The following is a 26059-nucleotide window of genomic DNA, read 5'->3' on the forward strand; positions in this document are numbered from 1 at the left end:
ATCGGCGCATAGAAAAAGGGGCCGGCGAACCGGCCCCTTTCGTTTTGCTGCGCCTTAAGCGGCTTTAGGCAAACCACGCGCGACTTCGTAACCGTCGAACACCATCGACGCCGACGCGCGGCCCTGGCTCAGCGAACGCAGCGTCGTCGTATAGCCCGACAACTGCGCCAACGGCGCGCGCGCCGTCACGTCGCTGCGGCCGCCCTTGTCCTCGATGGACAGAACGCGACCGGAACGCCGCTGCAAGTCGCCGACCACGTCGCCGACGTTCGCCGCGGGCGTGTCCACCACCAGCGCCATCACCGGTTCGAGCAAGGTCGTGCCAGCTTGCGCCAGCGCGGCCCTGAGCGCATCGGCGGCGGCGCGTTGGAACGCCTGCTCCGAGGAGTCCACCGCGTGGGTTTCGCCGTCGGTCAACGCGACGGTGAGGCCCACCACCGGGAAGCCTTGCGGCCCCTCGGCCAGCGCCGCGCGCAGCCCCTTCTCGGTCGCGCCGACGAAGTTGCGCGGAACCACGCCGCCGACGGTGCGGTCGACGAACTCGAACTGCCCGTCCTCGCGCGGGGTCACGTCGATGACCACGCGCGCGAACTGGCCGCTGCCGCCGGTCTGCTTGGACAGCTTGCCTTCCACGCCGCGCACCGCGCGGCTCGGCGTCTCCTGATAGGCCACGCGCGGCGAACCGGTGCGCACCTCGACGTTCCACAGCTCGCGCAGGCGATCGACCATCACTTCCAGATGCAGCTCGCCCATGCCCCAGACCAAGGTCTCGCCCGTATCCGCATCCGTACCGACACGGAACGACGGATCTTGCTGGGCCAGGCTAGCCAACCCCTGGCCGAGACGGATCAAGTCGCTGGACTTGGCCGCGGTCAAACGCCACGACAACACCGCCGGCTGCGCCTGGATGCTGTCGAGCGCCAAACGCTCGCCGGCGTCGCTGAGCGTCTCGCCGCTGATCGCGTCTTTCCAGCCCACGACCGCGACGATTTCGCCCGCGTACGCCACGTCCACGTCCTGGCCGCGGTCGGCTTGCACGACCTGCAAACGGCCGACGCGCAACGCCTTTTCGCGCCGCGACGCCCACACCGTGTCGCCGACCCGCAGCGTGCCCGAGTACAGACGAACGAACGTCTGCGCGCCGTGCTCCTGCTGCACGATCTTGAACACCAGACCGGCGAGCGGACCTTGCCCGTCGGGCGCCAGTTCGACCTCGCCGCGTTCGCTTTGCGCGCGCACGGCCGGCCGGTCCAGCGGCGACGGCAGGTAATCGACGACGGCGTCGAGCAGCGGTTCCACGCCCTTGTTCTTGAACGCGGAGCCGGCCAGCACCGGGGTGCCCGCGCCGGCCAAGGTGGCCCGGCGCAGCGCGGCCTTGAGCAGCGCGACGTCGATGGCGCGGCCGTCGAGGAAGGCCTCGGCGAGCGCGTCGTCGTGGTCGGCGACCGCTTCGATCAGGCGCTGGCGCGCCGGCTCGAAACGAGCCGCGTCTTCGTTCGTCCAGGCCTGCCGCGACAGGGTGCCGGCGTCGTCCCACGACACGCGTTCGCGCGCCACGTAGTCGATCCAGCCGCTCAGCTCGGATTCCGCGCCGACGGTTTCGCCCAGCGCCCACGGCACCGCGTCGAGCTTGTCGCGCATTTGCGCCAAGGTGCGGTCCAGCGAGGCGCCGACGCGGTCCATCTTGTTGACGAACGCGATCAGCGGCACGCCGTGGCGACGCGCTTGGCGCCACACGGTTTCCGATTGCGGTTGCACGCCGTCGACGCCGCTGAACACGGCGACCGCGCCGTCGAGCACGCGCAGCGAACGTTCGACTTCGATCGCGAAGTCGATGTGGCCCGGGGTGTCGATGACGGTGAGGCGATGCTCGGCGCCGTCGTGCGGCGTCCAGCGCGCTTGCACGGCGGCCGCGCCGATGGTGATGCCGCGGCGGCGTTCGATCGGATCGAAGTCGGTGGTGGCGGCGCCGTCGTGGACTTCGCCGGTGCGATGGATCGCGCCGGTTTTCCACAGCAGGCGTTCGGTCAGCGTGGTTTTGCCGGCGTCGACGTGGGCGATGATGCCGAGGTTGCGCCAGCGGGTGATCGGGGTGTTGCTGACAAGCGGGGTGTTCATAAAAAGCTCGCATTCGTGGCCAACGTACGGGTCGCCGCGCGACCCGGTTGGCGACGGGACGCGCGGCTAGGCTTGGGTGTCTTCCGTGGTATTCACGACACGTTCTCCTTGGGTTTTCGCTTGCTTCGGTTAGAGGGGAAGCCGGCATCGGCCGGCGGTTTCGCGAAAAGCGGGCAATAAAAAAGCACCCGGTCGGGTGCTTGTTTCGTACGACTTCGAGCGACGCCGGTCAGTAAGACCGCGAAGCGAAGATCGCAGGAGGCAGGCGCACCCGGCCCGCGCTCGCGCGCAGGGCGTTCAGCGATATCAGGAGCGGGAAGCGCTGCATGACGGGATGGCCTGAGGAAAGGGGTGGGTGTTGCGTGTGCATATCGTAGGGGCGGCGCGGCGGGAGTCAAGCGGCGCGGGCGCCCGCGCCGTGGGATTTATCGTTCCAAATCGCGCGATCCCGCGACGCTCCGTTCGGGCCCTGTAGGAGCGGCGCGAGCCGCGACCGCGGCAACGCAACCATGACGAAGGTTGCGGTGTAGTTGCGTTGTCGCGGTCGCGGCTCGCGCCGCTCCTACAGGGGGATGGCGAACTTACGCGGCCTTGCCGGTCTTCTCGACCTGCCGCTTCAACACCGCCACCGGCTCCGCCCAGGTGTTGCCGCCGCGGCGCTTGCTCGTGGTCAGCACCAGATCCGAGGGATCGAACACGTTGAGGTTGTGCGTGATCGGCGTGGTCAGGATGTACTGCGCGTCGGTGGCGCGCAGGAAGCGGCCGACCTTCTCGATGTTGAACACGTCCAGGTGCGCGAACGGTTCGTCGATGAACACGAAGCCGCCCGGCTGATCCTCGTCGCGCAGCAAGGCCACCAACAGCAGCAGCGACTTCATCACCTGCTGGCCGCCGGAGGCTTCGCCGTCGTCCAGGCCGATCCAGCCCTTGCGGTCGAAATCGAAGCGCACCGACAGGCCGGCCTGCGCCAGCGCGACGTCGTTGTTGGCCAACTCCGGCATGTCGGCGTCGACGCCGATGCCGGCCAGTTCGCCGAGCGCGGACAGATTCTTCTTGTAGCGGCGCACGGTCGCGCGCAGCACGTTGATGTAGGCCCCGCGCGCTTCCTCGGTGAGGCGCTTGGCGCGGTCGAGATGGCCTTCGCGGCGCATGATCGAACTGGCCAGATCGTCGTGGTCGGCGCCGATCTTGTCGCGCAGCGGGACGCAGGATTCGTCGACGACGAAGCCGCCGCGTTCCAGGCGGTCGTCGATGCGCTCCATCTCGCGGCGCACCGCCGAGGCGCTTTCGTACTCCTCGCGCGCGGCGTGCAGCGCGGCCGCGGTGCGCCAGGACTCGGGCATGATCCCGCGCTTGCGCCGGTAATCGACGATGCGCTGGATCAGGCTCTGACGCTCGCCGTTGATCTGCTGCGCGCGTTCGCGCAACTCGCGCGCCAGCGCGTCGATCTGGCCCTGGCGCTTGGCCGCGGCGATGCCTTCGGCCTTGTCCTGATCGCCGGCTTCGTCGATGCGCGCGCGCGCCTGCGCCAGCGCGGCCGCGGCGGCGCCGGCGGTTTCGGCCAGTTCCGGCAGGCGTTCGGCGGCAGCGGCGAATTCGCCGGCGCGGGTCACCAGTTCCTGGGTCGCGTCCAGGCCGAGCAGGCGCGACTGGTCGGCGTCCACGCGCTGGCTCAGTTCGCGCAGCTCGGCTTCGCGCGCGTGCGCGCGCTGGGCGATGGTTTCCTGTTCGGCGCGCAGCTCGGCCAACTGCGACTGGCGCGCGCCGCTGCCGAAGTGCTGCTGGTTGCCGCCGATGTGGCGGCCGCCGCGGCTTTCGCGCAGATAGCCCTTCTGGGTGATCCAGTCCTGCTGCGCCGGCAGGCGCGAGCCGTGTTCGATGTCGGTGACGCGGCGGATGCGGTCGAGCTGGCGCGGCAGCCACGCCGGCGGATCGGCCGAGAAGCGCACCACTTCCAGCAACGAGCCCGCGCTCGGCTTGGGCACCGGCGCGCGCTCGGCGACGATGAAGTGGCGGTACTGCTGGCTTTCGCCGAGCTGCCACGCGGCGCGCGCGTCCCTCGGGTTCTCCAGCACCAACAGATGCCGGTACGGCGCCAGCACCGCTTCGATCGCGACCGACCATTGCGGATCGACGATCTCGACCAGTTCGGTCAGCACCCGGTGATCGATGTTGGCCTTGTCGAGCGAGGCGCGGAAATCGCGTTCGAACGGCTCGACGATGCGCCCGCCGCCGCTGAGGGCGGCCAGCTGCGCGGCCAGTTCGCCGGCGCGCTTGCGGTCGCGCTCGGCTTCCAGCTTGAGTTCGGCTTGGCGGCGGCGGCCGTTTTCGACCGCGGCGCTGAGCGAATCCACGTCGAGCTCGCCGCGCTGCGCTTGCAGCTTGGCCAACTCGTCGCGGCGCTTGACCAGCATTTCGGCATCGCGCGCGGCGTCGCGGGCCTGGGTGAAGGCCTGTTCGCTGGCGCCGACCTGACGGCGCGCCTCGCGCATGGCTTCGACCAGCGACTCACGGCCGCCCGAGGCGATCGCGTCCTCGCGCTGCATGTCGTCGAGCGAACGCTCGCGCTCGCGCAGCGCGCGGCGCAGGCCGGTCAGGCGCGGCTTGGCGCCTTCGATGGCATTGCGCTGATCGGCCAGTTCGACCTTGGGCGCGATCTCGGTTTCCAGGCGCTGGCGCTGGTTGCGCAACGCGTTGTATTCCTCGAACGAGCGCACGTCGGCCTTGGCCGATTCCAGGCGCAGGTGCAGGCCGGCCAAGTCCTGGCCGAGCTGCTGCAGTTCTTTTTCGACGTCGAACTGCTCGGTGCGCGCGCGCTGGTAGTCGTCGAGCACGGCCTTGTCTTCGAACACGTCGAAGATCAGTTGCAGCAGTTCGCGCGGCGAGTATTGGCAGAGCTTGTCGGTGGCGCCCTGCTCCAGGGTCAGCACGCGGCAGATCGCGCGGGTCAAACCGGCGCCGGCCAGACGCACGCGGTAATCGCGCACGCCGAGCCATTCGCCGCCTTGTTCCAGCGTTTCCACCGGCACGTCGCCGCCGACGATTTGATAATCGCGGCTCCAGTCGCCGCCGCGCTTGCGGATGCGGCAGGCGAGCGTGACCTGATCGTCCTTGATCGGGAAGAACGGCCGGCCGCCGCGGCGGTCCGGACTGTTGCTGACCACCGCGCGCAGCCACGCGTACGGCTTGCCGTTGTGGCGCAGATAAGTTTTGTAGTCGCGCGCGGTGTCGCGGTCTTCGATCGCCAACAGGGTGCGCAGCGCGTCGAGCAAGGTGGTCTTGCCCGAACCGTTGGGGCCGACCACGGTGACGATGGACGCGTCCAGCGGCAGTTGGAAGCGCTGCCAGTAGTCCCAGTGCACGACTTCGAGCGAGCGGAACTCAAACATCGGCCGCGGCCTCCTCGTGCTTCACGGTGTCGGGGGACGCAGGATCGTCCTGCGGTGCGGATGCGCCGGCATCGGGCGATGCCGCGTCCGCGGCGGGCGCGCTCGCGCTCGCGGCTTCGTCGCTGGCCGCGACGACGTCCGCGGCCGCGGCCTCATCGGCATCGACCGCTTCGCCGGCGACGACGGCCGTCGCCGCCGCGACGGCTTCGGGCAGCACCTCGTCCGCATCGGACGTATCGGCGCCTTCCACCGCTTCGATCGCCGCCTGGAACGCGTCGTAATCGTCGGCCTGCAAACCCGCCGCGGCGAGCGCGGCGTCGGCCAGTTCGGCCGCGCTCGCGCCCTCGCCTTCCTCGAGCAGCGCATCGGCGGCTTCGCGTTCGGCCATCTCCAGCGCGTGCTGGCGCGCCTCGGCGACGACGAACGACAGCGCGCCGTCCATCACCCGCCCGGCGATGCGTTCGTAATCGAAGGCCAAGTCCAGCATCGGCCCTTCGTGGATCTTTTCCTTGCGCCGCAGGATGAAGCCCTGCCGCGCCAGCGAACCCAGGTTGAACTGGATGCGGGTCTTGCCGCCGAGCTTCTCGCCGAAGTCGGCCATCAGCGTGCGTTCGTTGATCGGCTCGACCACTTCGGCGCCGACCGGCACCGGCTTGAGCTCGGCGAACATCTGCTCCTGGTCCTGATCGCGGTCGGCCTTCTGCCGCGCGATCTGGCGCTGGCGCTTGGGCAGCACCAGCAGCGCCCACAGCACCACGAGCAAGGCGATGGCGTCGCGGTCGAGCTGCAGGTTGGTCGAAGACCAGGCCTTGGCGCTGCCGAACACCGCCGATTCCTGCGGGCGGGCGATGCCGACGGCGATGTGCGCCGCATACGGATGTTCGAGCAGGCGCATGCCGACCGAGGCGAGGCGCCGGTCGAGGTCGTTGCGCAGTTCGGCGTCGGTCAGCAGTTCGCGGACCGCGGCGTCGTCGCGCGCCAGCCAGCGTTCGGCCAGCAGTCGCGCGATCAGGGAGGCGATGGGATCGTTCATGCGGTGGGTACGGTGTCCTTGGCCGCTTTCTTGGCGCGCCGCTTGGGTGCGGCGCCGCTTTCGGCGGTCTTCTTGTCGTCGTGTTCGTGGTCGTCGTGTTCGCTGTCCGCGGCGTCGCGGCCGGCGGCGCGCTTGCGCTTCTTCGGCGGCGCAGCTTCGGCAGAAGCGGCCTCGGCGGAGGCGGCGGCGTCTTCGCCCTCCTCCGCCACGGCCTTGCGCTTGCGCGGCTGACGCGCGCGCAGCAGGTCTTCTTCGCTCAGCGTGTCCAGGCGGCCGCGGCTCATGTAGGCGACGCCGGAATGGCCGACGGTCTCGAACACCGGCTCCACCCGCCACGCCAGCGGCAGCCGCGCCATCGAGGCGCTGACGCCTTCGCGGTTCTCCGCGCCGGGGTCGCCGATCAGGCCGAGCAGCGACAAGCGATACGCGCTGACCGAGAAATTGTCGTGCGGCACCACTTCGGCCAACACCGCCGACGGCAGCGACGCGTCGTCGGCCGCGGGCCCACCGGCCAGCGCGGTGAGCTGGTCGAGCCAGTTCTCGGCGAAACCGAAATCGGTCGCCGCCGCGGGCGAGCCTTCCGCGCTCGGCGCGGCCTGCGCCGGCGGCAGCGATTGGTCCTCGCGCGCTTCGCGCTCGCGTTCGACCAACTCGTACTCGGCCACGTCCAGCGCGATCGGCGCGAGCAGGAAGGCCGGAATCGCGGTGCGGGTGAGCAAGTCGTCGGCGATGCCGGCGAGCGAATCGATGTCGAGTTCGCGCAGGTAGCGGTTGACGTCGGACGAGGACAAACCGCTCGCGCCCAGATGCACGCGGTGGCGGTCGAGCTGGCTCAGCGCGCGCTGGAACACCGAGGCCTGACGCAGCATCGCGCTCTGCGCGCGGCCGATCTGCTGGGCGACGCGGTGGGTGTGGCTGTCGAGTTCCAGATCGGCGGAGATCTCCTCGACGATCTGGGTGCCTTTTTCGATCCAGCGCCAGGCGTGCTGCAAGGTGCCGGCGGCGCGCTGGATGCGGTGTTCCGAACCCGACAGCACCGCCTGATCGAAGTCCTCGCGCAATTCGTTCAAGCGCGAGAGCAGATGTTGCAGGTCGTCCGAACGCACCCGCCCGACCGCTTGGCCGGCGGCGATCTGCGCGGTCACGTAGGCCAGTTCGTCGCCTTCGCGGTTGAACTGCAGCAGCAGGCCGATCGCCGCCAGCGCCTGACGGCCGGCGGGGCTGATGCGGTAGCGCTGGGTCTGGCCGTCCCACAGCAGCAAGTCGTTGTCGCGCAGGCGGCCGATGACGGTGTCGAACTTGACCGGGTCGAGGTAGGCGAAGTGTTCGCGCAGTTCCTGCGGGCTCCAGTCCGGCGCCTCGCCGCGCTCGCCGATGGCGCGCAGCACCAGCAGCCGCACCATCACCGACTCTTCGCCGCCGTGGAACAAGGTGGAGAAGGCGCGCAGCAGATCGCGCGCGCCCAGCAGGGGCTGCAGGTCGGGAAGATCGGCGGCGACGATGTCGGCGCGCAGGTAGTCCTGGAGGCTGGGTTCGGCGGCTGCGTCCATGTAAGGCGGACTACGGTGGGTCGGGCATGTTCGGCGATGCGGCGGGGGCGTGACAACCGTTGCGTTGGCCGCGGCGGCGTGCCTGTCTTCGCGCGGTTTGCACAGCCGGCGCTGCGAAAGTGCCGTTCGGCTTCGGAAAAACCCCGCACGCGTCCGCCGGAACCGACGTTTCCCCCTTGAATTCCAGGGCTTTTCCCGGCATCGTGCGCAATCCATACGCCAGCGTATCCAGCCAGCAATGACCACGGCCGCCCCGACCGCTCCCGCTTCCGCCGCGTCCGCCGAAACGGCCCCGCACCCGCTCTATCCGCACCTGTTCGCGCCGCTGGACCTGGGCTTTTGCACCCTGCCCAACCGGGTGCTGATGGGCTCGATGCACACCGGGCTGGAGGACAAGGCCGCCGACTTCCCCAAGCTGGCCGCCTATTTCGCCGAGCGCGCGGCCGGCGGGGTCGGCCTGATCGTCACCGGCGGCTTCGCCCCGAACATCGTCGGCTGGCTCAAGCCCTTCGGCGGCAAGCTCAGCTGGCCCTGGGAAGGCGCCAAGCACAAGCAGGTGACCCGCGCCGTGCACGAGCACGGCGGCCGCATCTGCATGCAGATCCTGCACGCCGGCCGCTACGGCTATCACCCGCTGCAGGTCGCGCCGAGCAAGCTCAAGGCGCCGATCAACCCGTTCACCCCGCGCGCGCTGTCGGCCGGCGGGGTCGAGCGGCAGATCAAGGCGTTCGTGAATTCGGCGCGGCTGGCGCGCGAGGCCGGTTACGACGGCGTCGAGGTGATGGGTTCGGAAGGCTATCTGCTGAACCAGTTCACCGTGCCGCGCACCAACAAGCGCCGCGACGCCTGGGGCGGCGAAGCCGCGCAGCGCTATCGCTTCAGCGTCGAGATCGTGCGCCGCATCCGCGAGGCCTGCGGGCCGGATTTCATCATCGTCTACCGGCTGTCGATGATCGATCTGGTCGAGGACGGTTCGACCTGGAGCGAAGTCATCGCCCAGGCCCGCGCCATCGAGGCCGCCGGCGCGACCCTGATCAACACCGGCATCGGCTGGCACGAGGCGCGGGTGCCGACCATCGCCACCTCGGTGCCGCGCGGCGCGTTCACCGGCATCACCGGGCGGCTCAAGGACGAAGTGCGGCTGCCCTTGGTCACCACCAACCGCATCAACATGCCCGACGTGGCCGAGCGCATCCTGGCCGACGGCGACGCCGACATGGTGTCGATGGCGCGGCCGCTGCTGGCCGACCCGGAATGGGTCAACAAGGCGCGCAACCGCCGCGCCGCCGACATCAACACCTGCATCGGCTGCAATCAGGCCTGCCTGGACCACGTGTTCGAGAACAAGCACGCCAGCTGCCTGGTCAACCCGCGCGCCTGCGCCGAGACCGAGCTCAACTACCGCCCCACCGCCGCGCCCAAGCGCGTGGCCGTGGTCGGCGCCGGCCCGGCCGGCATGGCCTGCGCGACGGTCGCGGCCGAGCGCGGCCATAAAGTCACTCTCTTCGACCGCGCCGCGCGCATCGGCGGCCAGTTCAATCTGGCCAAGCGGATTCCGGGCAAGGAGGAGTTCTACGAAACCCTGCGCTACTTCGCCGGGCGGATCGAGCAGACCGGGGTCGAGCTGCGTTTGAACACCGACGCCGACGCGGCCGCGCTGGCCGGTTTCGACGAAGTCGTGCTCGCCACCGGCATCCGCCCGCGTCAGGTCGATTTCCCCGGCAGCGACCACGTCAAGGTGGTGAGCTATCTCGACGTGCTGCAGGGCCGGATCGTGCCCGGCGCGCGCGTGGCCATCGTCGGCGCCGGCGGCATCGGCTTCGACGTGGCCGAGTTCCTGGTCCACGCCGGCCCGCACTCGGGCGACGACGCCCCGCATTACCCGGACCCGGCGCAGTGGCGGGCCGAATGGGGCGTGGACCTGGATTACGCCGACAGCCGCGGCGGCCTGACCGCGCCGCGGCCGGAGCCGCCGGCGCGGCAGGTCTGGCTGCTCCAGCGCAGCGCCGGCAAGCCGGGCGCGAAGCTCGGCAAGACCACCGGCTGGATCCACCGCGCGACCTTGAAGGCCAAGCAGGTGCGCATGCTCGGCGGGGTCGAATACGTGGGCGTGGACGACGAGGGCTTCCACATCCGCATCGACGGCAGCGAGCAGGTGCTGCCGGTCGATCACGTGGTGATCTGCGCGGGCCAGGAGCCGTACAAACCGCTGGCCGACGCGCTGGCCGGCAGCGGCCGGCCGGTGCACGTGATCGGCGGCGCCGACGTCGCGGCCGAACTCGACGCCAAGCGCGCGATCGCGCAGGCGAGCCGGCTCGCGGCGCAGCTCTGAGCCGCGCGATCCACACATATATATGTATGTGTGGAATCGCCCCGGACTTGCCCTGTAGGAGCGACGCGAGTCGCGACCGCGACAACGCAACTACGTCGTAGCTTTCGTCGCGGTTGCGTTGTCGCGGTCGCGACTCGCGTCGCTCCTACAAGGCGAGCCCGAGCCCCCGCGGCGGGTCGAAATCCCCACCCCCGACCGGATTCTGTGGGGCTGTCTGTGACTGCTTACCCCAATCGGTGGGGTTGGCTTGACCCTCATGGCCCAAAATCCCACCCCAACCCGAGTCCACCGTCGCCCGGAGACGCCAAACCACCCTCCGCGACTTTGCTGAACCAGCTCGCTCACACAAGGGTGAGACAACCTAGGCACGCTTCGTGCCGGCACAAAGCCTTTCAGAACCAAGCACCTAGCGCCTGTTCAGAATAAAAACTCCAACCAAATTAGAAACTTGGATTTCGTCATTCAGTGTCGGTTTGGATTCGCGTCGCTACCGTTCGCCGACTTTTCCGCCGCCCCCTGCAGAAGGCGGCACCCACCACCGCCCCGGGCGCTCATTTGCCCCCGGTCCCGGTGACGGGGCAAAAGCGCGCCGTTAGAGCCGCTGCCCTCCCCAGTACGCCATGTCGGCCTCACCGCTGTCCCTTTCCTCCGTTGCGGAGGATGGACGTCCCAGTGCGGCCCGACGCAACGGAGCAAGGAGTCCGATATGAAACTGGCTTGGATATTGTGGCTGGCCTCCGTGCTTCCGCCGCAGACCGCCGATTCGCTGTGCCTGAGCACCACCGTTTACCTGGAAGCCCGCGACCAGTCCCAACGCGGCCAACAAGCCGTCGCCGAGGTGGCCCTGCGCCGCCGCGACAGCGGCCTGTGGGGCGACACCGTGTGCGAGGTCGTCACCGCCAACAAGCAGTTCGCCCCGACCCTGGTCTCGCCGGGCACCCGCCTGAGCAATTCCGAAGCCTGGGCCGAGTCCGTGAACGTGGCCCTGGCCGCCGAGCGCAACTGGGCCTTGCCGGCCGGCAAGCGCAAGGAGATCGTGCCCGGCGCGAGCCACTTCGCCGCGCACGCGATCGCCAGCCCCTCGTGGCGCAACGCCTATCAGGTGGCGACGATCGGCGATCACACGTTCTACAAGGTGCAGGCGCTCAAGCCGCGGCGCGGCTGAGCGCGGGAACAAAGGGAACAGGGAAAGAGGGGAATGGCGAGATCGCCGTAGCCTCCTCCATTCCCCTCTTTCCCTGTTCCCTTTGTTCCCCTGCTCCACCCCGTAACGCTCCGTTGCACCCGCCTGCTTGAGCATCGCCCTTCGACCGGCGATAGTCGCCGCCCCACTACCAGAGGGTCGCCACTGATGAAGCTCTACAGCAAGCCCGGCGCGTGCTCCACCGCCGATCACATCGCGTTGCAATGGACCGGCGGCAAGTACGAAGTCGAGATCCTCGACAAGGACACGATGAAGGCGCCCGCGTTCCTGGCGATCAATCCGGCCGGCGCGGTGCCGGCGGTGGTCGACGGCGATTTCGTGCTGACCCAGAACGCGGCGATCATGGGCTACATCGCCGACACCTTCCCGCAAGCGCAGTTGGCCGGCGACGGCAGCGCGCAACAGCGCGCCGAGGCCGCGCGTTGGCTGGCGTTCTGCAACTCCGACCTCCATCCGGCGTTCGTGCCGATCTTCGCGCCGGGCAAGTTCCATCCCGATCCCGCTCAGGCCGACGTCGTGCGCCAGCACGCGCGCGAGCGCCTGCGCGCGATGTACGCCGCGGCCGATCAGCGCCTCGCCGATCGCCAGTGGCTGGCCGGCTTCCGCAGCTACGCCGATCCGTATCTCTACATCACTCTGCGCTGGGCCGACTCGACCAAGGTCGATCTGTCGGGCTACGAGCATCTGGCCGCGTTCAAGCGCCGCATGGAAGCCGACAGCGGCGTGCAGGCGACGCTGAAGGCCGAAGGCCTCGCGTAACCCGCGTTGAGCGAAACACGACGGCTCCTCCCGAGACATCGGGAGGAGCCGTTTTTTATACGTTGGTTTTAAGTCGCCGCGCGCGCGCGCGACGACGCCGCGCTCGCGCTACGCGCCCGGCGCGAACTGCGCCTCGATCTGCGCGGCGACATCGTCCTTGCGCACCTTCGCCAAGGCCGCGCTCAACTCCGGCAGCAACGCCGCCAATTCGTCGCTGCTCGTGCAGCGCTCGATCTTGAGCTGGAGGAAATAGCCGCGCAGGCCGAGGTGATCGCGCACCGCCTCGCTCATCAGCGAATACAGCGCCTGATAGCGCTGCGCCGGCGCCGACAGCGGCGTCGCTTCGGCCGCCGCCGCGCGCGCCGGCGCTTGCGCGGCCAAGCTCGCGGCGACCGCCGCCGAGGACGCGATCAAGCCCATCTGTTCCAGTTGCTCCAGCGCATCGGCCGGGCCGTGCAGGCTGACCGCCAGTTCGCGCAGATGGCGCGCGCTGCGTTCGCCGTCGACGATCAGCAGGATCGAACGCAACATCGGCGGCAGCTTGCGCGTGCGGTGTTCGATCTCGTCGCGGCCTTCGTTGGTCTTCACCGGAACGTCGCTGTCGCGCATGGCTACTCCTCGTGCTCGCTGCTTGCGTGTCGCGCGCGTCCGCCGTCGAAGCAACGCCGCGAACCCGCCGCATGCCTGGCGGCACCGGACTATGCCATCGCGCCGCGCATCCGTTCTGTGTCGCATTCGACGTTAGCCGCATGCGGACCGAGGTCAACCACCGACGCTCGCTGCAGCGATGCGCCCACGAAAAAGGCCAGGCTCGCGCCTGGCCTTTTTCTATCGCGTCTTGCGTTTAAGCCGCTGCGCGCGGCCCTCGCGCGCTCAGCGCTTGTCGATCGGCACGTATGCGCGGTCTTCCGGGCCGGTGTAGTTCGCGCTGGGACGGATGATCTTGCCGTCCTCGCGCTGCTCGATCACGTGCGCGCTCCAACCGGTGGTGCGGGCGATCACGAACAGCGGGGTGAACATCGGGGTCGGGATGCCCATCATGTGATAGGCCGAGGCCGAGTACCAATCCAGGTTCGGGAACATCTTCTTCATGTCCCACATCAGCGTCTCGATGCGCTCGCTGACGTCGAACAAGGTCTGGTTACCGCCGTCCTGGCACAGCTTGCGCGAGATGTCCTTGATGATCGGGTTGCGCGGATCGCCGACGGTATAGACCGGGTGGCCGAAGCCGATCACGATCTCCTTGCGTTCGACCCGGGCGCGGATGTCGGCCTCGGCCGCATCGGCGCTGTCGTAGCGCGAGATGATGTCCATCGCCACTTCGTTGGCGCCGCCGTGCTTGGGGCCGCGCAGCGCGCCGATCGCGCCGGTGATGCACGAATGCAGGTCCGAGCCGGTGCCGGCGATGACGCGCGCGGTGAAGGTGGACGCGTTGAACTCGTGTTCGGCGTAGAGGATCAGCGACTTGTCGAGCGAATCGGCCAGCAGCTGGCTCGGCGGCTCGCCGTGCAGCAGGTGCAGGAAGTGCGCGGCGACCGAGTCGTCGTCGGTTTCGCAATCGATGCGGCGGCCGTTGCGGGTGAAGTGCCACCAATACAGCAGCATCGAACCGAAGCTGGCGATCAGGCGGTCGGCGATGTCGCGCGCCTCGCTGGCCGGATGGCCTTCGCGCTCGGGCAGCACCGTGCCCAGCACCGAGCAGCCGGTGCGCAGCACGTCCATCGGGTGGGCGTTGGCCGGCACCAGTTCCAGCGCTTCGGTCACGATCGCCGGCAGGCCGCGCAGGCGCTTGAGCTTGGTCTTGTAGGCCTTGAGCTGCGAAGCGGTCGGCAGCGCGCCGTGGACCAGCAGGTGCGAGACTTCCTCGAAGGTGGCCTTAGTCGCCAGATCGTGGATGTCGTAGCCGCGGTAGTGCAGATCGTTGCCGCTGCGGCCGACGGTGCACAGCGCGGTGTTGCCCGCGGCGGTGCCGCTGAGGGCGACGGATTTCTTGGGCTTGGGCAGGGTCGATTGGGTATCGCTCATGGTCCTTCCTCGGTTTGTTCGGTCTCCCTCTCCCGCGGGCGGGAGAGGGTTGGGGTGAGGGCTCGCGCGAATCCGGCTGGCGTGGCGGCGCCGTTTCCGCGCGCCCTCATCCGGCCCTTCGGGCCACCTTCTCCCGCGATGCGGGAAAAGGAAAAACGGGGTGTCTCCCGCGTCGCGGGAGGAGAAAAATCAGCCGCTCTTCTTGGCGAACAGCGCGTCGAGCTTGTTCTCGAACGCGTGATAGCCGATACGGTCGTACAGTTCCGCGCGGGTCTGCATCGTGTCCACGACGTTCTTCTGGTGGCCGTCGCGGCGGATCGATTCGTACACGTTCTCCGCGGCCTTGTTCATGGCGCGGAACGCCGACAGCGGGAACAACTGGATCGCCACGCCGGCCGACGCCAGCTCCTCGCGCGAGAACAGCGGGGTCTGGCCGAACTCGGTGATGTTGGCCAGCACCGGCACCTTGACCGCGTCGACGAAGCGGCGGTACGTCGCCAGATCGTAGGCGGCCTCGGCGAAGATGCCGTCGGCGCCGGCGTCCACGCAGGCGATGGCGCGTTCGATCGCCGCGTCCACGCCGTCCACCGCGATGGCGTCGGTGCGCGCGATCAGGAAGAAATCGGGATCGGTCTTGGCGTCGGCCGCGGCCTTGACCCGGTCGGCCATTTCGCCGGCGGACACGATCTCCTTGCCCGGACGGTGGCCGCAGCGCTTGGCGCCGACCTGATCCTCGATGTGGCAAGCGGCCGCGCCGGCCTTGATCAGCGACTTGACCGTGCGCTCGATGTTGAACGCGCTCGGGCCGAAGCCGGTGTCGATGTCGACCAGCAGCGGCAGGTCGCACACGTCGGTGATGCGGCGCACGTCGATCAGCACGTCTTCGAGCGTGTTGATGCCCAGGTCCGGCAAGCCCAGCGAGCCCGCGGCGACGCCGCCGCCGGACAGATAGATGGCGCGGTAGCCGGCGCGCTGGGCGAGCAAGGCGTGGTTGGCGTTGATCGCGCCGATCACCTGCAGCGGCGATTCGGCGGCGAGCGCGGCGCGGAACTTGGCGCCGGCGGAGAGCTGGGACATCTGTCTGACTCCGGGTGCCCCGGGCGGGGCGATCCGGCCATTTTAACCCGCCGCGCGCGCCGGCCGGCGGCGCGCGGTCCGGCCCGGCCGGGGGCGAATGGGCTGAATGCGCAAACCGGGCTGAGGAATGCCAGCGTTCCGGCGCATCGACGGCGAGCCCGGAGCTCCCGCCCGCGCCCCGCCCTCAGCGCACCTGAACCTGCAAGGCCGCGAACCCTTCCACTTCGTAGCTGCCTGCTTGCGCGCGCAGCCGCTGCACCAGACTGCGCACCGCCCGCTCGTCCAGGCGCAGATGCAGCACGCCGTCGGCGATCAGCGCCTCGTTGCCGCGCGCGGCCGGCTCGAACACCACGCGCGCGTCCGGACCGATCGCGCTGAAGGCATGCCCGAACGGCAGCCGCAGCGGCAGCAAGGCCAGCAGCTCGCCGATCTGGCGCGCGCTCAGCGTCAGCACCGTCACCGGCGCGCGCAGCAGGCGCTTGCGCTGCTCCCAACTCACCTGATCGGCGTAGATGCTGCCCACCGACGAGCCCTCGCGCGCCGAGCCTTCGGCCAGACGCGCGGCGATCTCGGGATCGGCCAGCAGCGAACCGCGCTCCAGATCGGTGATCCACAGCGGCAGGCTGTCGTGGAAAACCTCCAGCACCTTCAGCGTCGACCAGCGCTTGAGCGCGAACTCTTCCTCGTTGGTGAGGCCGACGATCTGCAGGAACTCGACCTGCCCGTTCTCGCTGTCGATCGGCGCCAGCTCCGGATCGTAGACGAAGGCGAGCGCGCGGATCGCGCTGTCGCTGTCGGCCGCGATCGGTCCGCCGGCGCTGAGGTAGTGCCCGGCATGGAAACCGTGGCCGCTGTCGAACACGTAGCGCGCCAGATTCTGCAAGAAGTTCAGCGCCCAGCGCGGCGGTTCCTCGGCGTCGTCGGGGTTGGCCAGACGGAAAGTCAGCTCGAAACCGTAGCCGCTGACCCCGGCTTCGTCGCTGCGCTTGTCGAACAACTCGCTGAAGCCGTAGGTGACGAAATGCCAATGCGGCAGCGGCGTGATCCGCTTGTAGGCGCTGATGCCGGGCAACGGCGCGGAGGAACCCGGCGGCGCGCTGGAGTGCCACGGCGACTGGCGCGGATAGACGCGGTTCAAGGCGTGATTGATGGCGTCCCAACCGGGAGCGCGTTCCTCGGCGCGTTGCGCCGGGCCGAGGTCGGAGTCCGAGGCGGAGGGGCTGGTGTATTGCATTGCGCGCGTGCCTCGCAGAATCGAGGGCGGGTCGCAGCCCGCCCGTTGCCGCGATGCTAACGCCGCGGAGGAAAAATGGCGTCAACGCCGATGTTGCGCGGGCGAACGCTTTCGCTCGCGTTCACGCTGACGCGTGCGCTCACCCGCCCGCGTCGGCGCCGCGTTCGAGCGCGAGCCGCACTTCCTCCAGCGCGCCGGGATCGTCGAGCGTGGACAGATCGCCGGGGTCGCGGCGTTCGGCCAAGGCCTGGATCGAGCGCCGCAGCAGCTTGCCCGAGCGCGTCTTGGGCAAGGCGCCGACCACATACACGCGCGCCGGCCGCGCCACCGCGCCGAGCTGGCGCACCACGCAGTCCTGCATGCCGGCGGCGACCGCGCGCGGATCCAGCGCGTCGCCGGCCTTCAACGTGGCGAACACCACCGGCACCTGCCCCTTGAGCTCGTCGCGCACGCCGATCACCGCCGCCTCGGCGACGCTGGCGTGGCTGGCCACCGATTCCTCGATCTCGCGCGTGCCCAGGCGATGGCCGGCGACGTTGATGACATCGTCGGTGCGGCCGAGGATGAAGGTGTAGCCGTCCTCGTCGCGGATCGCCCAGTCCAGCGAGCTGTAGAGCAATTCCTTGAAATGGCCGAAATAGCTCGACAGGAAGCGCGCGTCGTCGTTCCACACCGTGGTCAGGCAGCCCGGCGGCAGCGGCGGCACGATCACCAGCACGCCCTTCTCGTTCGGCGCGACATCGTGGCCGTCGGCCTCATCGATCACCCGCAAGTGATAGCCCGGCATCGGCAAGCCGGGCGAGCCGAACTTGACCGGCTTGAGATCCAACCCCGGCATCAGCGCCAGCACCGGCCAGCCGGTCTCGGTCTGCCAGTAGTTGTCGATGACGGTCTTGCCGATGCCGTCGGTGATCCAGTGCGCGGTCGGCTCGTCGAGCGGCTCGCCGGCCAGGAACAGCCATTGCAGCTGGGACAGATCGTGTTTCTTCAGCCACGCCGCGTTCTGCTTCTTCAGCACGCGGATGCCGGTGGGCGAGGAGAACATCGTGCGCACGCCGTAGCGCTCGCAGATGCTCCACCACACGCCGGGGTCGGGATTCGTCGGCAGGCCTTCGTACAGCACCGAAGTCGCGCCGGCGATCAACGGGCCGTAGACGTTGTAGGAATGGCCCACCGCCCAGCCGACGTCGGAGGTGGAGAACATCGTCTGCCCCGCGCGGATGTCGTAGATCGCCCACATCGACAAGGCCAGCGCGACCGCGTAGCCGCCGACGTCGCGCTGCACGCCCTTGGGCTTGCCGGTGGTGCCGGAGGTGTAGAGCAGATAGCTGGGCTCGTTGGATTCGAGCCATTCGACCTCGACCTGGGCGCCTTCGTGCTGCGCGCGCAAGACCGCGTAATCGACGTCGCGGCCGGGGACGAAACTGAGATTCGGATCGAGCCCGCGGCTGACGATCAGCACGTGCGGCGGCGGCGATCGCGCCTCTTCGCAGGCGGCATCGACCAAGGGCTTGTAGGGAATGACTTTGCCGCCGCGCATGCCGGCGTCGGCGCAGATCAGCAGCTTGGGCGTGGCGTCGTCGATGCGCAGCGCCAGGTTGTGCGCGGCGAATCCGCCGAACACCACCGAGTGGACCGCGCCGATGCGCGCGCAGGCCAGCATCGCGAACACCGCTTCGGCCATGTTCGGCATGTAGATCACCACGCGGTCGCCGCGGCCGACGCCGAGCGCGCGGATCGCGCTGGCGAAGACGTTGACCTCGCGGTGCACCTCGCGATAGCTCAGTTCGCGGGTTTGCCCGGTTTCGCTGGAGATCGTCGCCAGCGCGAGCTGATCGCCGCGCTCGTCCAGGTGGCGGTCGAGCGCGTTGTAGCAAAGATTGGTTTCCCCGCCCGCGAACCACTGCCGGAACGGCGGCTTGGAATAGTCGAGGATGCGCTGCGGCGGCGTGCGCCAATGGATCGCCTGGGCTTGTTCGGCCCAGAACGCTTCGGGCTGTTCGATCGAACGGCGGTGGAAATCCTCGTAACGCATGGCGGCGATCTCGCGGGGCACCCGTCCGCAGGCTAGACCAAGCCGCGCTCGCCGGGCGTTACGACCATGGTCTAGGCGCACCCCGCGCCGCGAACCCGTGCGCACAAACGAAAGACGCCGGAGCCTTGCGGCCCCGGCGTCCCACCGGCGCGGGCGGCGCCCCGTTCCTGCGCGCCAGCGCCGATTCTTGTCGCTGCCCGAAGCGGGCGAGCCGCCCCAGCACCCTCGCCCGGCACGACGCCCCCGCTTCAGCTAACTCCTAACTCCTATCCGCCAACTCCTGCGCTTTCAGTCCGGCCGCACGTCCACCCGCACGCGAATCCGATCGCCCGGATTGTGATCCGTGCGGGTCCGATAGGTCTTGCCGGCGTACTCGTAGGTGACGTCGTACGCGGTCACGCTGCGCTGCTCGTTGGCGTAGCCGTTGTTCGGCACCGGGTCGCACACCCGCACGCTGCCGGTGCGCGGCGGTTCTTGGTTGCGCTTGCTCTGTTCGTAGATGCTGCGGCCGGCCATGCCGCCGACCATCGAGCCGATCGCCGAAGTGGCGTAACGCGCGCTGCCGCCGCCGACCTTGCTGCCGAGCACCGCGCCGACGATGCCGCCGACCACGGTCGCGGCGGTGCGGCCGCCCTCGGTGCCGGCGCTGCGGCGCTGGCTGCCGTACTGATCGTAATAGCCGTCGTTGTTGTAGCCGTCGTTGCCGTAGTAATCGCTGCCGCCCTGCACATAGGTCGGGCGCTCGTAGCAGCGCGGCGCGCTGGCGGGCTGGGAATAGGTCTCGAACACCGGGTCGACCCGCACCACGCGGGCGAAATCGACCTGCGAGCTGTAGCTGGGCGAGCCGTTGTTGTAGCCGCCCGAATACGCGCCGGAGCCGGTCGGATACGACTGCGCCGAAGCGATGCCGGTGGCGGCGGCCAGGGCCAGGCCCAGGACGGTGACGAGCGAGCGGTTCATGGCGGGGCTCCCAGGCGCCGGAATGGCGCGATGCGGATCGTCGATCCGACGCGGTCAACCCGGGCTGAATGCGGCCGGGCGTCGCGGCGGCGTCAAAATTTCGTTCACCTCGCCGACAGCCAGTCCGCCGCCTGCGCCGCCGCGCGCGCGGCGTCGCGCCCCAGCAGCGGGCCGACGTGGCTGCCCGGCAAGACGATCAGGCTGGCGCCGACCGCGGCCGCGAACCGTGCCGTGGTTTGCGGATTCACGTCGGTATCGCCGTGGCTGGCGATGCACAGGCTGGGGCATTCCGGCCGCGCCGCCTCGACGCCGGCCAGCGCTTGGGTCAGCACCGCGCCGGATTCGTCGCGCCAGCGCCGCAGCGCGTAGAGCGCGGCGGCTTCGTCGGCGTCGGGCATGGCGCGGCGGGTCGAGGCGAGGCTCGCTTCGCGCCGCCACGGCACCCGCGCCGGCCACTGCCGCGGCGCCAGTTCCGCCGCCCACGGCGCGGGCGGCAACGGATTCACCAACACCAGCGCGTCGGCGAGATCGCCGCACAGCCACGCGAGCAAGCCGCCGAGGCTGGCGCCGACGACGGCGCGCGGACGCGGCAACGCCGCCAGCGCGGCGCGGGCTTGATCGCGGTAATCGGCCAGTCCGGTCGCTTCCAATCCGGCCGGCGCCGCTTGCAGATCCGGCGCCTGGGTTTCGATGCCGCGCGCGTGCAGGACCTCGCGCCACAGGTTCCATTCCCAGCCGCCGGCGCCGGCGCCGTGGAGCAGCAAGGCGTGGCGGAGGGGAGGCGACTGAGGCATGCGGGGAGATTCGTCGGATGTAGGAGCTGCGTAAGCTGCGACCGCTCGGCGCGATGTAATACCACCAAAACAGCCGAAGCCGAAGGTCCGCGGGCACTCGGCTTCGGAGCGCTCGCGGATCTTCGGCTTCGGGGAACCTCGCTTGCGTGCACCGTTGCGGGCGGTCGCGGCTTACGCCGCTCCTACGGGGCGGATCGCGCGACGCGGCCACAGACCACAGGCCACAGCGACGCGGGTTACAGCAAGGTGGCTTCCAGGCTCATCGGCACCGCGCTGAGCGCCTTCGACACCGGGCAGTTGGCCTTGGCGTCCTCGGCGATGGCCTGGAACTTGGCCGAGTCGATGCCCGGCACCTGCGCTTTCACCTTGAGCCGGATCTGCGACAGCGTCGGTCCGCCTTCCATCGACAGATCGACCTCGGCGCGGGTGTCGAGGCTGGCCGGCGGATGCCCGGCCTCGGTGAGTTTGGCCGACAGCGCCATGGTGAAACAGCCGGCGTGGGCGGCGGCGATCAGTTCTTCCGGGTTGGTGCCCTTCTCGTCGCCGAAGCGGCTGTTGAACCCGTAGCGGGCGTTGTCGAGCAAACCGCTCTGCGGCGTGCTCAGACGGCCCTGCCCGCTCTTGAGATCGCCTTCCCAGTGAGCGGTGGCGTTGCGGGAGATACCCATGGTGTGCGGCTCCGGTGGTGGGGGGCGGGTAGCGTAGCGGGTAGCGGGTTAAGAAAGAGGAGATAGCGAATAGGAGATAGAAGATAGCGGAAGGCGGTCCATCGCTTTTGCTATCTCCTATCTCCTATTCGCTATCTCTCGATCTCCCAGCCCCCATGCCGCGGCGCAACACACCAACCGCGACCCAGCACACGCTATCGCCGTCCGCACTTGACCCACCCCGCCCGCTGCGCGAGCCTGTCCTCCCGGCGTCCGCCGGCCCGCCATGACCGCCCGCCGAGCGCCACGCTCGGGCGCGCAGCGCGGACAGCCATGACGGCCTTCCCACCCTTGTCTCAGGGAGAAGTCCGCTCATGTCCTACAGCACAGACCAAATCCGCAACGTGGCCTTGGCAGGCCACCCTGGCGCCGGCAAAACCACGTTGTTCGAAGCCCTGCTGCACGCCGGCGGCGCAGTCCAGACGGCAGGCACGATCGAACGCGGCAGCACCGTGTCCGACTTCGATCCGATCGAGAAGCAGCGCGGGCATTCGCTGGATTGCGCGATCGCCAGCACCGATCACGGCGGCATCCACGTCAACTTGATCGACACCCCGGGGTATCCGGATTTCCGCGGCCCCACGCTGTCGGCGCTGGCCGCGGTGGAAACCCTGGCCGTGGTCGTCGACGCCGACAGCGGCGTGCAGTACGGCACCCGCCGGATGATGGATCACGCCAAGGCGCGCGGGCTGTGCCGCGCCATCGTGGTCAACAAGATCGATCACGACGGCGCCGACGCGGCGCGCGTGCTCGCCGACATCCGCGACACGTTCGGTCCCGAATGCCTGCCGCTCAACCTGCCCGCCGACGGCGGCAAGCGCGTGGTCGATTGCTTCGGCAACGCCGCCGGCGACAGCGACCTCGGCGCGGTCGGCGAATGGCATCAGCGGATCATCGATCAGGTGGTCGAGATCAACGAAACGGTGATGGAGCATTACCTGGACCTCGGCGAAGGCGGCCTGTCCGGGCAGGAACTGCACGACGCGTTCGAGCAATGCCTGCGCGAAGGCCATTTGGTGCCGGTGCTGTTTTGCTCCGCGCGCAGCGGCGTCGGCATCCAGGAATTGCTCGATGCGGCCGAACGCCTGTTCCCGCATCCCGGCGAAGCCAATCCGCCGGCGTTCGCCAAGGGCGCGGGCGAGGACGCGCAGGCCATCGAGGCCAAGCCCGATCCCCAGGCGCATGTGATCGCCGACGTGTTCAAGATCGTCAACGATCCCTTCGTCGGCAAGCTCGGCGTGTTCCGGGTTTATCAGGGCACGGTCAAGAAAGACACGCAGTTGTTCGTCGACGACGGCAAGAAGCCGTTCAAGGTCGGGCATCTGTTCAAGCTCAAGGGCAAGGACCACGTCGAGATCGATCAGGCCGTGCCCGGCGACATCGCCGCGGTGGCCAAGGTCGACGAACTGCATTTCGACGCGGTGCTGCACGACAGCCACGACGAGGACCACATCCACCTGGCGCCGCTGAATTTCCCGCGACCGATGTTCGGCCTGGCGGTGGAAGCGGCGAGCAAGGGCCAGGAACAGAAGCTCTCCACCGCGCTGCACAAGCTGGCCGAGGAAGACCCGTGTTTTCAGGTCGAACACGAAGCCGAGACCAACGAGACCGTGATCCGCGGCTTGTCCGACCTGCATCTGCGCATCAACCTCGACCGGCTCAAGGACAAGTACGGCGTGGAAGTGAAATCGCGCCCGCCGCGCATCGCTTACCGCGAAACCGTCGCCGGCCGGGCCGACGGCCATCACCGCCACAAGAAGCAGACCGGCGGCGCCGGCCAGTTCGGCGAAGTGTTCCTGCGCATCGAACCGCTGCCGCGCGGCGGCGGCTTCGAGTTCGTCGACGAGGTCAAGGGCGGCACCATTCCCGGCCAGTTCCTGCCGGCGGTGGAGAAAGGCGTGCGTCAGGTGCTGCACGACGGCGCCGTCGCCGGCTATCCGATCCAGGACGTGCGGGTGACCGTGTACGACGGCAAGTACCACAGCGTGGACAGCAAGGAAGTCGCCTTCGTCGCCGCCGGCAAGAGGGCCTTCCTCGACGCCATCGGCAAAGCCCGCCCGCAAGTGCTCGAACCCATCGTCGACCTGGAGGTCAACGCGCCGGAGCAGCACATGGGCGACATCAGCGGCGGATTGGCCAGCAAGCGCGCGCGCATCAACGGGACCGACAGCGTGCGCGGCGGCGAGATCGTGGTGCGCGCGCAGGTGCCGCTGTCGGAACTGGAAGGCTATGCGGCCGAACTGAAATCCGTGACCGCCGGACGCGGCCGCTATTCGCTCGACTTCAGCCACTACGAGCCGGTGCCGCCGAACGTGCAGCAAAAGCTGATCGAGGCCTACCGGCCGCATCACGAGGAAGAGTGAGCGCAGGCGACCCGGCGCGGATCTTCCGACGCGGAGAATCGCGCGCAGCGTACCGCGACGCCGCCTGAACCGCGGCGTCGCGGCCGCTCGGCATTGCGCGCAGGCATCGCCCACATCCGTCCGCGCGCGTCGTTATCATCGGCAGGGACCGCCCCCGCTCCGCCAAGGATCGCCCCGATGCGTCTGTTCCGCACCGCCCCCATGCGTCTGTCGCCGTTGCTCGCGCTCGCCGTCCTCGCCTTCGCCGTGTTGCCGACGGCGGCCGCCGCCAAAGGCAAGACGCGTCCGGCGGCGGTGGAGAACCGCTGCGGCTGGTTCCTCAATCCCAGCCCCGGCAACGCCTGGCTGATCGACCGCGACGGCGAGTGGATCGTCGCGATCCAGTCCGGGCACCAGGCCGACGGCGACTGGCCGCCGCCGCGCAGCAGCGAGAAGGAATGGGTGCCGGCCGGAGGCGAGGGCGACCCGCGCGGCTACGGCCACGGCTGCGTCTGCATGAAAGTCGTCACCGCCCCCGGCCACCGCATCGCCCGCATCCTCTCGGGCCAGGGCAAACCGCTCGCGCAATGCCGCCGCGACCGCGCCCTGACCGGGCTGGAGCCGGAACACGGATCGGACGAATAGGCTTGCGATCGATGACCGCCGCCGCCCCCAAGCCGCCGCTCGAACGCGACCCCGAACTGGCCGAGGTCGTCTCCGACGCCATGGACGTGGTGTCGAATCCGACCGACCTGCTGGTCACCCTGCTCGCGCTGACCATCGCCACCGCGGTGGGCGTGCTGGTCACGCGCAAGCTCAAGCAGAAGCTCGGCCATCAGCGGCCGATCCTGCTGACCCTGGTCGAGTATCTGTGCACGCCGGCGCTGACCTTGCTCACCCTCGGCGGACTGAGCCTGCTCGGCGGGTCGTTCGACAATCCGCTGATCGGGTTGGCCGGCACCTTGCTGATGCTGTTCCTGGCGATCCGCGTGTTCGGCGCGGTGGTGGAACTGCTGTTCCGCCCCACGCTGCCGCTGAAGATCATGCTGCGCGCGGTGACCGTGGTGGCGTGGCTGGCGCTGGTGGTCGGGGTGTTCGTCGACCGCAGCCAGACCCTGGCCAAGTTCTACGGCGCCAGCTTCGAGTTCGGCGGCATCAAGATTTCCAGCCAGGGCCTGATCGGCGGGCTGATCAGCGGCGTGGTCATCGCCATCGTCGCGCTGTGGGGCGACAAGAGCGTCACCAAGCTGCTGCGCCGCAGCCGCACCTTGCAGCCGAACTTCATCCTGGCGCTGTCGCGCATCTTCAGCGTGGCGATCTGGATCGCCGCGACGCTGACCATCTTCGCGGTCAGCAACATCAACATCACCGCGCTGGCCGCCTTCGGCGGCGCGCTCGGCATCGGCCTGGGCCTGGGCCTGCAGAAGCTCGCGGCCAGCTACATCAGCGGCTTGATCGTATTGTTCGAGCAATCGGTGCGGGTCGGCGACAACATCGTCAGCAACTCGGTGTCCGGCCGGGTCACGCGCATGACCGTGCGCTACACCATGATCCGCACCCGCGACGGCGTCGAGGCGATCGTGCCCAACGACCTGCTGACCAACAACGTGATCGTCAATCAGTCCTGGTCGGACCGCAACCTGCGCCTGGTCTGCGGCGTGCTGGTCAAGGGCGACGCCGATCTGGCGCTGGCGCGCGAGCTGTTCGTCCAGGCGATGAGCGCGCAATCGCGGGTGCTGCAGGATCCGGCGCCGCACATGTACATCACCGGCGTCAACGACAAGGGCATCCAGCTCGACGGGCATTTCTGGATTTCCGACCCGGAGAACGGCCAGAACAACGTCGCCTCCGACATCTACGACGCGGTGCTGACCGCGTTCCGCCACAACGGCATCCAGCTGGTCGCGCAATAGGCGCGTCCGGCGGGACGCAGCGTCCGCCGGACGGCGCGCCGCCTCGGCGCGCGCGCAGTAGCATGGGCCGATGACCGAGACCGCCCATCCGCGTTTCTTCTGGCAGTTCCCGATGCAACTGGTCCGGCACGCGCGCCTGGACGAATTCCTGCCCGACGACGGCCGCCTGCGCATCTTGTTCCTGTGGGGCAAGGACTGCCCGAACTGCGACATCGCCAAGGGCCAGATGCTGCTCGCGCAGGAGCGCTTCAGCTGGCCGGACGTGCAGTGGCTGCACGACAACGTCTACGAAGACCCGACTATGGCCACCCATTTCGGCCTGCACGGGATTCCGGCGTTCTTCGTGTTCCGCGGCGCGAAGAAGCTCGGACGGATCGGGCAGTGGCCGGGAACGGAGGCGTTCGTGGCGGCGATCGAAAAATTGCGCACGCCCGAAGCCGAAGTGTCGCGCCCCGCGCTGTAGGAGCGGCGTAAGCCGCGACCGCCCGGCAAGAACGTAGCAAACGCGCGGCCCCAAAATGGCGCGCCGCAAACGCTCGATACCCGTCCTATCCGCCTCGCCTTCAACGACCTCCGCGGCATTCGCC

Annotated in this window: 19 protein-coding genes; 7 read left to right on the forward strand and 12 right to left on the reverse strand. The window is 69.0% G+C overall.

Features of this window, described 5'->3' with window-relative positions:
- Nucleotides 1-54 precede the first annotated feature (54 nt).
- From fusA (J5226_RS23040) to J5226_RS23055, 4 genes are all read right to left on the reverse strand, one after another.
- Nucleotides 55-2118 carry an elongation factor G gene (gene fusA / locus J5226_RS23040; RefSeq protein WP_215837263.1) on the reverse strand — a complete coding sequence of 688 codons (2064 nt, stop codon included), beginning with the start codon at nt 2116-2118 and terminating at the stop codon, nt 55-57.
- Nucleotides 2119-2699: 581 nt separating this feature from the next.
- Entirely contained in the window at nt 2700-5507 is a 2808-nt protein-coding gene (locus tag J5226_RS23045; protein WP_215837264.1) for an AAA family ATPase, read from the reverse strand.
- Entirely contained in the window at nt 5500-6540 is a 1041-nt protein-coding gene (locus tag J5226_RS23050; RefSeq protein ID WP_215837265.1) for a hypothetical protein, read from the reverse strand. Before J5226_RS23050 ends, J5226_RS23045 begins: the two co-directional genes overlap by 8 nt.
- The gene (locus J5226_RS23055; RefSeq protein WP_215837266.1) at nt 6537-8090 is read right to left on the reverse strand and encodes a hypothetical protein; all 1554 of its coding nucleotides are present in this window, start codon (nt 8088-8090) and stop codon (nt 6537-6539) included. Before J5226_RS23055 ends, J5226_RS23050 begins: the two co-directional genes overlap by 4 nt.
- 238 nt (nt 8091-8328) lie before the next feature.
- Between J5226_RS23055 and J5226_RS23060 the strand changes: the two genes are divergently transcribed.
- From J5226_RS23060 to J5226_RS23070, 3 genes are all read left to right on the forward strand, one after another.
- Nucleotides 8329-10422, forward strand: coding sequence for an NADPH-dependent 2,4-dienoyl-CoA reductase (locus J5226_RS23060; RefSeq protein WP_215837268.1), 2094 nt, complete (start codon nt 8329-8331; stop codon nt 10420-10422).
- Nucleotides 10423-11128: 706 nt separating this feature from the next.
- Complete coding sequence (locus J5226_RS23065; protein WP_215837275.1) at nt 11129-11587, forward strand: cell wall hydrolase; 459 nt, start codon at nt 11129-11131, stop codon at nt 11585-11587.
- A gap of 186 nt (nt 11588-11773) precedes the next feature.
- Nucleotides 11774-12385, forward strand: coding sequence for a glutathione S-transferase N-terminal domain-containing protein (locus tag J5226_RS23070; RefSeq protein ID WP_215837277.1), 612 nt, complete (start codon nt 11774-11776; stop codon nt 12383-12385).
- Between the two features lie 108 nt (nt 12386-12493).
- Here the strand turns inward: J5226_RS23070 and J5226_RS23075 are convergent, their stop codons facing one another.
- From J5226_RS23075 to J5226_RS23110, 8 genes are all read right to left on the reverse strand, one after another.
- A complete protein-coding gene (locus J5226_RS23075; protein WP_215837279.1) occupies nt 12494-12994 on the reverse strand; it encodes a hypothetical protein in 501 nt (166 codons plus the stop codon).
- A gap of 264 nt (nt 12995-13258) precedes the next feature.
- A complete protein-coding gene (prpC, locus tag J5226_RS23080) occupies nt 13259-14410 on the reverse strand; it encodes a 2-methylcitrate synthase (protein ID WP_215837281.1) in 1152 nt (383 codons plus the stop codon).
- Between the two features lie 189 nt (nt 14411-14599).
- Complete coding sequence (prpB, locus tag J5226_RS23085) at nt 14600-15487, reverse strand: methylisocitrate lyase (RefSeq protein ID WP_215837287.1); 888 nt, start codon at nt 15485-15487, stop codon at nt 14600-14602.
- Nucleotides 15488-15671: 184 nt separating this feature from the next.
- Nucleotides 15672-16721, reverse strand: coding sequence for a suppressor of fused domain protein (locus J5226_RS23090; RefSeq protein WP_215837289.1), 1050 nt, complete (start codon nt 16719-16721; stop codon nt 15672-15674).
- A 139-nt stretch (nt 16722-16860) separates the two neighbouring features.
- Nucleotides 16861-18756, reverse strand: a complete 1896-nt coding sequence (gene prpE, locus J5226_RS23095) for a propionate--CoA ligase (protein WP_215837295.1) — start codon at nt 18754-18756, stop codon at nt 16861-16863.
- Nucleotides 18757-19044: 288 nt separating this feature from the next.
- Nucleotides 19045-19716: a hypothetical protein gene (locus tag J5226_RS23100; protein ID WP_215837298.1), complete on the reverse strand. Its 672-nt coding sequence runs from the start codon at nt 19714-19716 to the stop codon at nt 19045-19047.
- A gap of 104 nt (nt 19717-19820) precedes the next feature.
- Nucleotides 19821-20510: an alpha/beta hydrolase gene (locus J5226_RS23105; protein ID WP_215837299.1), complete on the reverse strand. Its 690-nt coding sequence runs from the start codon at nt 20508-20510 to the stop codon at nt 19821-19823.
- Nucleotides 20511-20746: 236 nt separating this feature from the next.
- The gene (locus J5226_RS23110; protein ID WP_215837300.1) at nt 20747-21178 is read right to left on the reverse strand and encodes an OsmC family protein; all 432 of its coding nucleotides are present in this window, start codon (nt 21176-21178) and stop codon (nt 20747-20749) included.
- Nucleotides 21179-21531: 353 nt separating this feature from the next.
- Here J5226_RS23110 and fusA (J5226_RS23115) point away from each other — a divergent pair, with 353 nt between their 5' ends.
- The 4 genes from fusA (J5226_RS23115) to J5226_RS23130 all read left to right on the forward strand — a co-directional run bounded on the left by fusA (J5226_RS23115) (nt 21532) and on the right by J5226_RS23130 (nt 25935).
- On the forward strand, nt 21532-23580 hold the full coding sequence (gene fusA, locus J5226_RS23115; protein WP_215837301.1) for an elongation factor G: 2049 nt from the start codon (nt 21532-21534) through the stop codon (nt 23578-23580).
- 177 nt (nt 23581-23757) lie between these two features.
- The gene (locus tag J5226_RS23120; protein ID WP_255322905.1) at nt 23758-24204 is read left to right on the forward strand and encodes a DUF4087 domain-containing protein; all 447 of its coding nucleotides are present in this window, start codon (nt 23758-23760) and stop codon (nt 24202-24204) included.
- Nucleotides 24205-24215: 11 nt separating this feature from the next.
- Nucleotides 24216-25472 carry a mechanosensitive ion channel domain-containing protein gene (locus J5226_RS23125; protein ID WP_215837302.1) on the forward strand — a complete coding sequence of 419 codons (1257 nt, stop codon included), beginning with the start codon at nt 24216-24218 and terminating at the stop codon, nt 25470-25472.
- A gap of 70 nt (nt 25473-25542) precedes the next feature.
- Nucleotides 25543-25935 carry a thioredoxin family protein gene (locus J5226_RS23130; protein WP_215837303.1) on the forward strand — a complete coding sequence of 131 codons (393 nt, stop codon included), beginning with the start codon at nt 25543-25545 and terminating at the stop codon, nt 25933-25935.
- The last annotated feature ends 124 nt before the right edge of the window (nt 25936-26059 follow it).

The organism is Lysobacter sp. K5869 (genome assembly GCF_018847975.1).
In the GTDB taxonomy this organism is placed as follows: Bacteria; Pseudomonadota; Gammaproteobacteria; order Xanthomonadales; family Xanthomonadaceae; genus Lysobacter.

Excerpts from the sequence above, each read along its gene's own strand:
- fusA (WP_215837263.1), bottom strand. The coding sequence starts at position 2,118 with ATGAACACCCCGCTTGTCAGCAACACCCCGATCACCCGCTGGCGCAAC.
- J5226_RS23045 (WP_215837264.1), bottom strand. The coding sequence starts at position 5,507 with ATGTTTGAGTTCCGCTCGCTCGAAGTCGTGCACTGGGACTACTGGCAG.
- J5226_RS23050 (WP_215837265.1), bottom strand. The coding sequence starts at position 6,540 with ATGAACGATCCCATCGCCTCCCTGATCGCGCGACTGCTGGCCGAACGC.
- J5226_RS23055 (WP_215837266.1), bottom strand. The coding sequence starts at position 8,090 with ATGGACGCAGCCGCCGAACCCAGCCTCCAGGACTACCTGCGCGCCGAC.
- J5226_RS23060 (WP_215837268.1), top strand. The coding sequence starts at position 8,329 with ATGACCACGGCCGCCCCGACCGCTCCCGCTTCCGCCGCGTCCGCCGAA.
- J5226_RS23065 (WP_215837275.1), top strand. The coding sequence starts at position 11,129 with ATGAAACTGGCTTGGATATTGTGGCTGGCCTCCGTGCTTCCGCCGCAG.
- J5226_RS23070 (WP_215837277.1), top strand. The coding sequence starts at position 11,774 with ATGAAGCTCTACAGCAAGCCCGGCGCGTGCTCCACCGCCGATCACATC.
- J5226_RS23075 (WP_215837279.1), bottom strand. The coding sequence starts at position 12,994 with ATGCGCGACAGCGACGTTCCGGTGAAGACCAACGAAGGCCGCGACGAG.
- prpC (WP_215837281.1), bottom strand. The coding sequence starts at position 14,410 with ATGAGCGATACCCAATCGACCCTGCCCAAGCCCAAGAAATCCGTCGCC.
- prpB (WP_215837287.1), bottom strand. The coding sequence starts at position 15,487 with ATGTCCCAGCTCTCCGCCGGCGCCAAGTTCCGCGCCGCGCTCGCCGCC.
- J5226_RS23090 (WP_215837289.1), bottom strand. The coding sequence starts at position 16,721 with ATGCAATACACCAGCCCCTCCGCCTCGGACTCCGACCTCGGCCCGGCG.
- prpE (WP_215837295.1), bottom strand. The coding sequence starts at position 18,756 with ATGCGTTACGAGGATTTCCACCGCCGTTCGATCGAACAGCCCGAAGCG.
- J5226_RS23100 (WP_215837298.1), bottom strand. The coding sequence starts at position 19,716 with ATGAACCGCTCGCTCGTCACCGTCCTGGGCCTGGCCCTGGCCGCCGCC.
- J5226_RS23105 (WP_215837299.1), bottom strand. The coding sequence starts at position 20,510 with ATGCCTCAGTCGCCTCCCCTCCGCCACGCCTTGCTGCTCCACGGCGCC.
- J5226_RS23110 (WP_215837300.1), bottom strand. The coding sequence starts at position 21,178 with ATGGGTATCTCCCGCAACGCCACCGCTCACTGGGAAGGCGATCTCAAG.
- fusA (WP_215837301.1), top strand. The coding sequence starts at position 21,532 with ATGTCCTACAGCACAGACCAAATCCGCAACGTGGCCTTGGCAGGCCAC.
- J5226_RS23120 (WP_255322905.1), top strand. The coding sequence starts at position 23,758 with ATGCGTCTGTTCCGCACCGCCCCCATGCGTCTGTCGCCGTTGCTCGCG.
- J5226_RS23125 (WP_215837302.1), top strand. The coding sequence starts at position 24,216 with ATGACCGCCGCCGCCCCCAAGCCGCCGCTCGAACGCGACCCCGAACTG.
- J5226_RS23130 (WP_215837303.1), top strand. The coding sequence starts at position 25,543 with ATGACCGAGACCGCCCATCCGCGTTTCTTCTGGCAGTTCCCGATGCAA.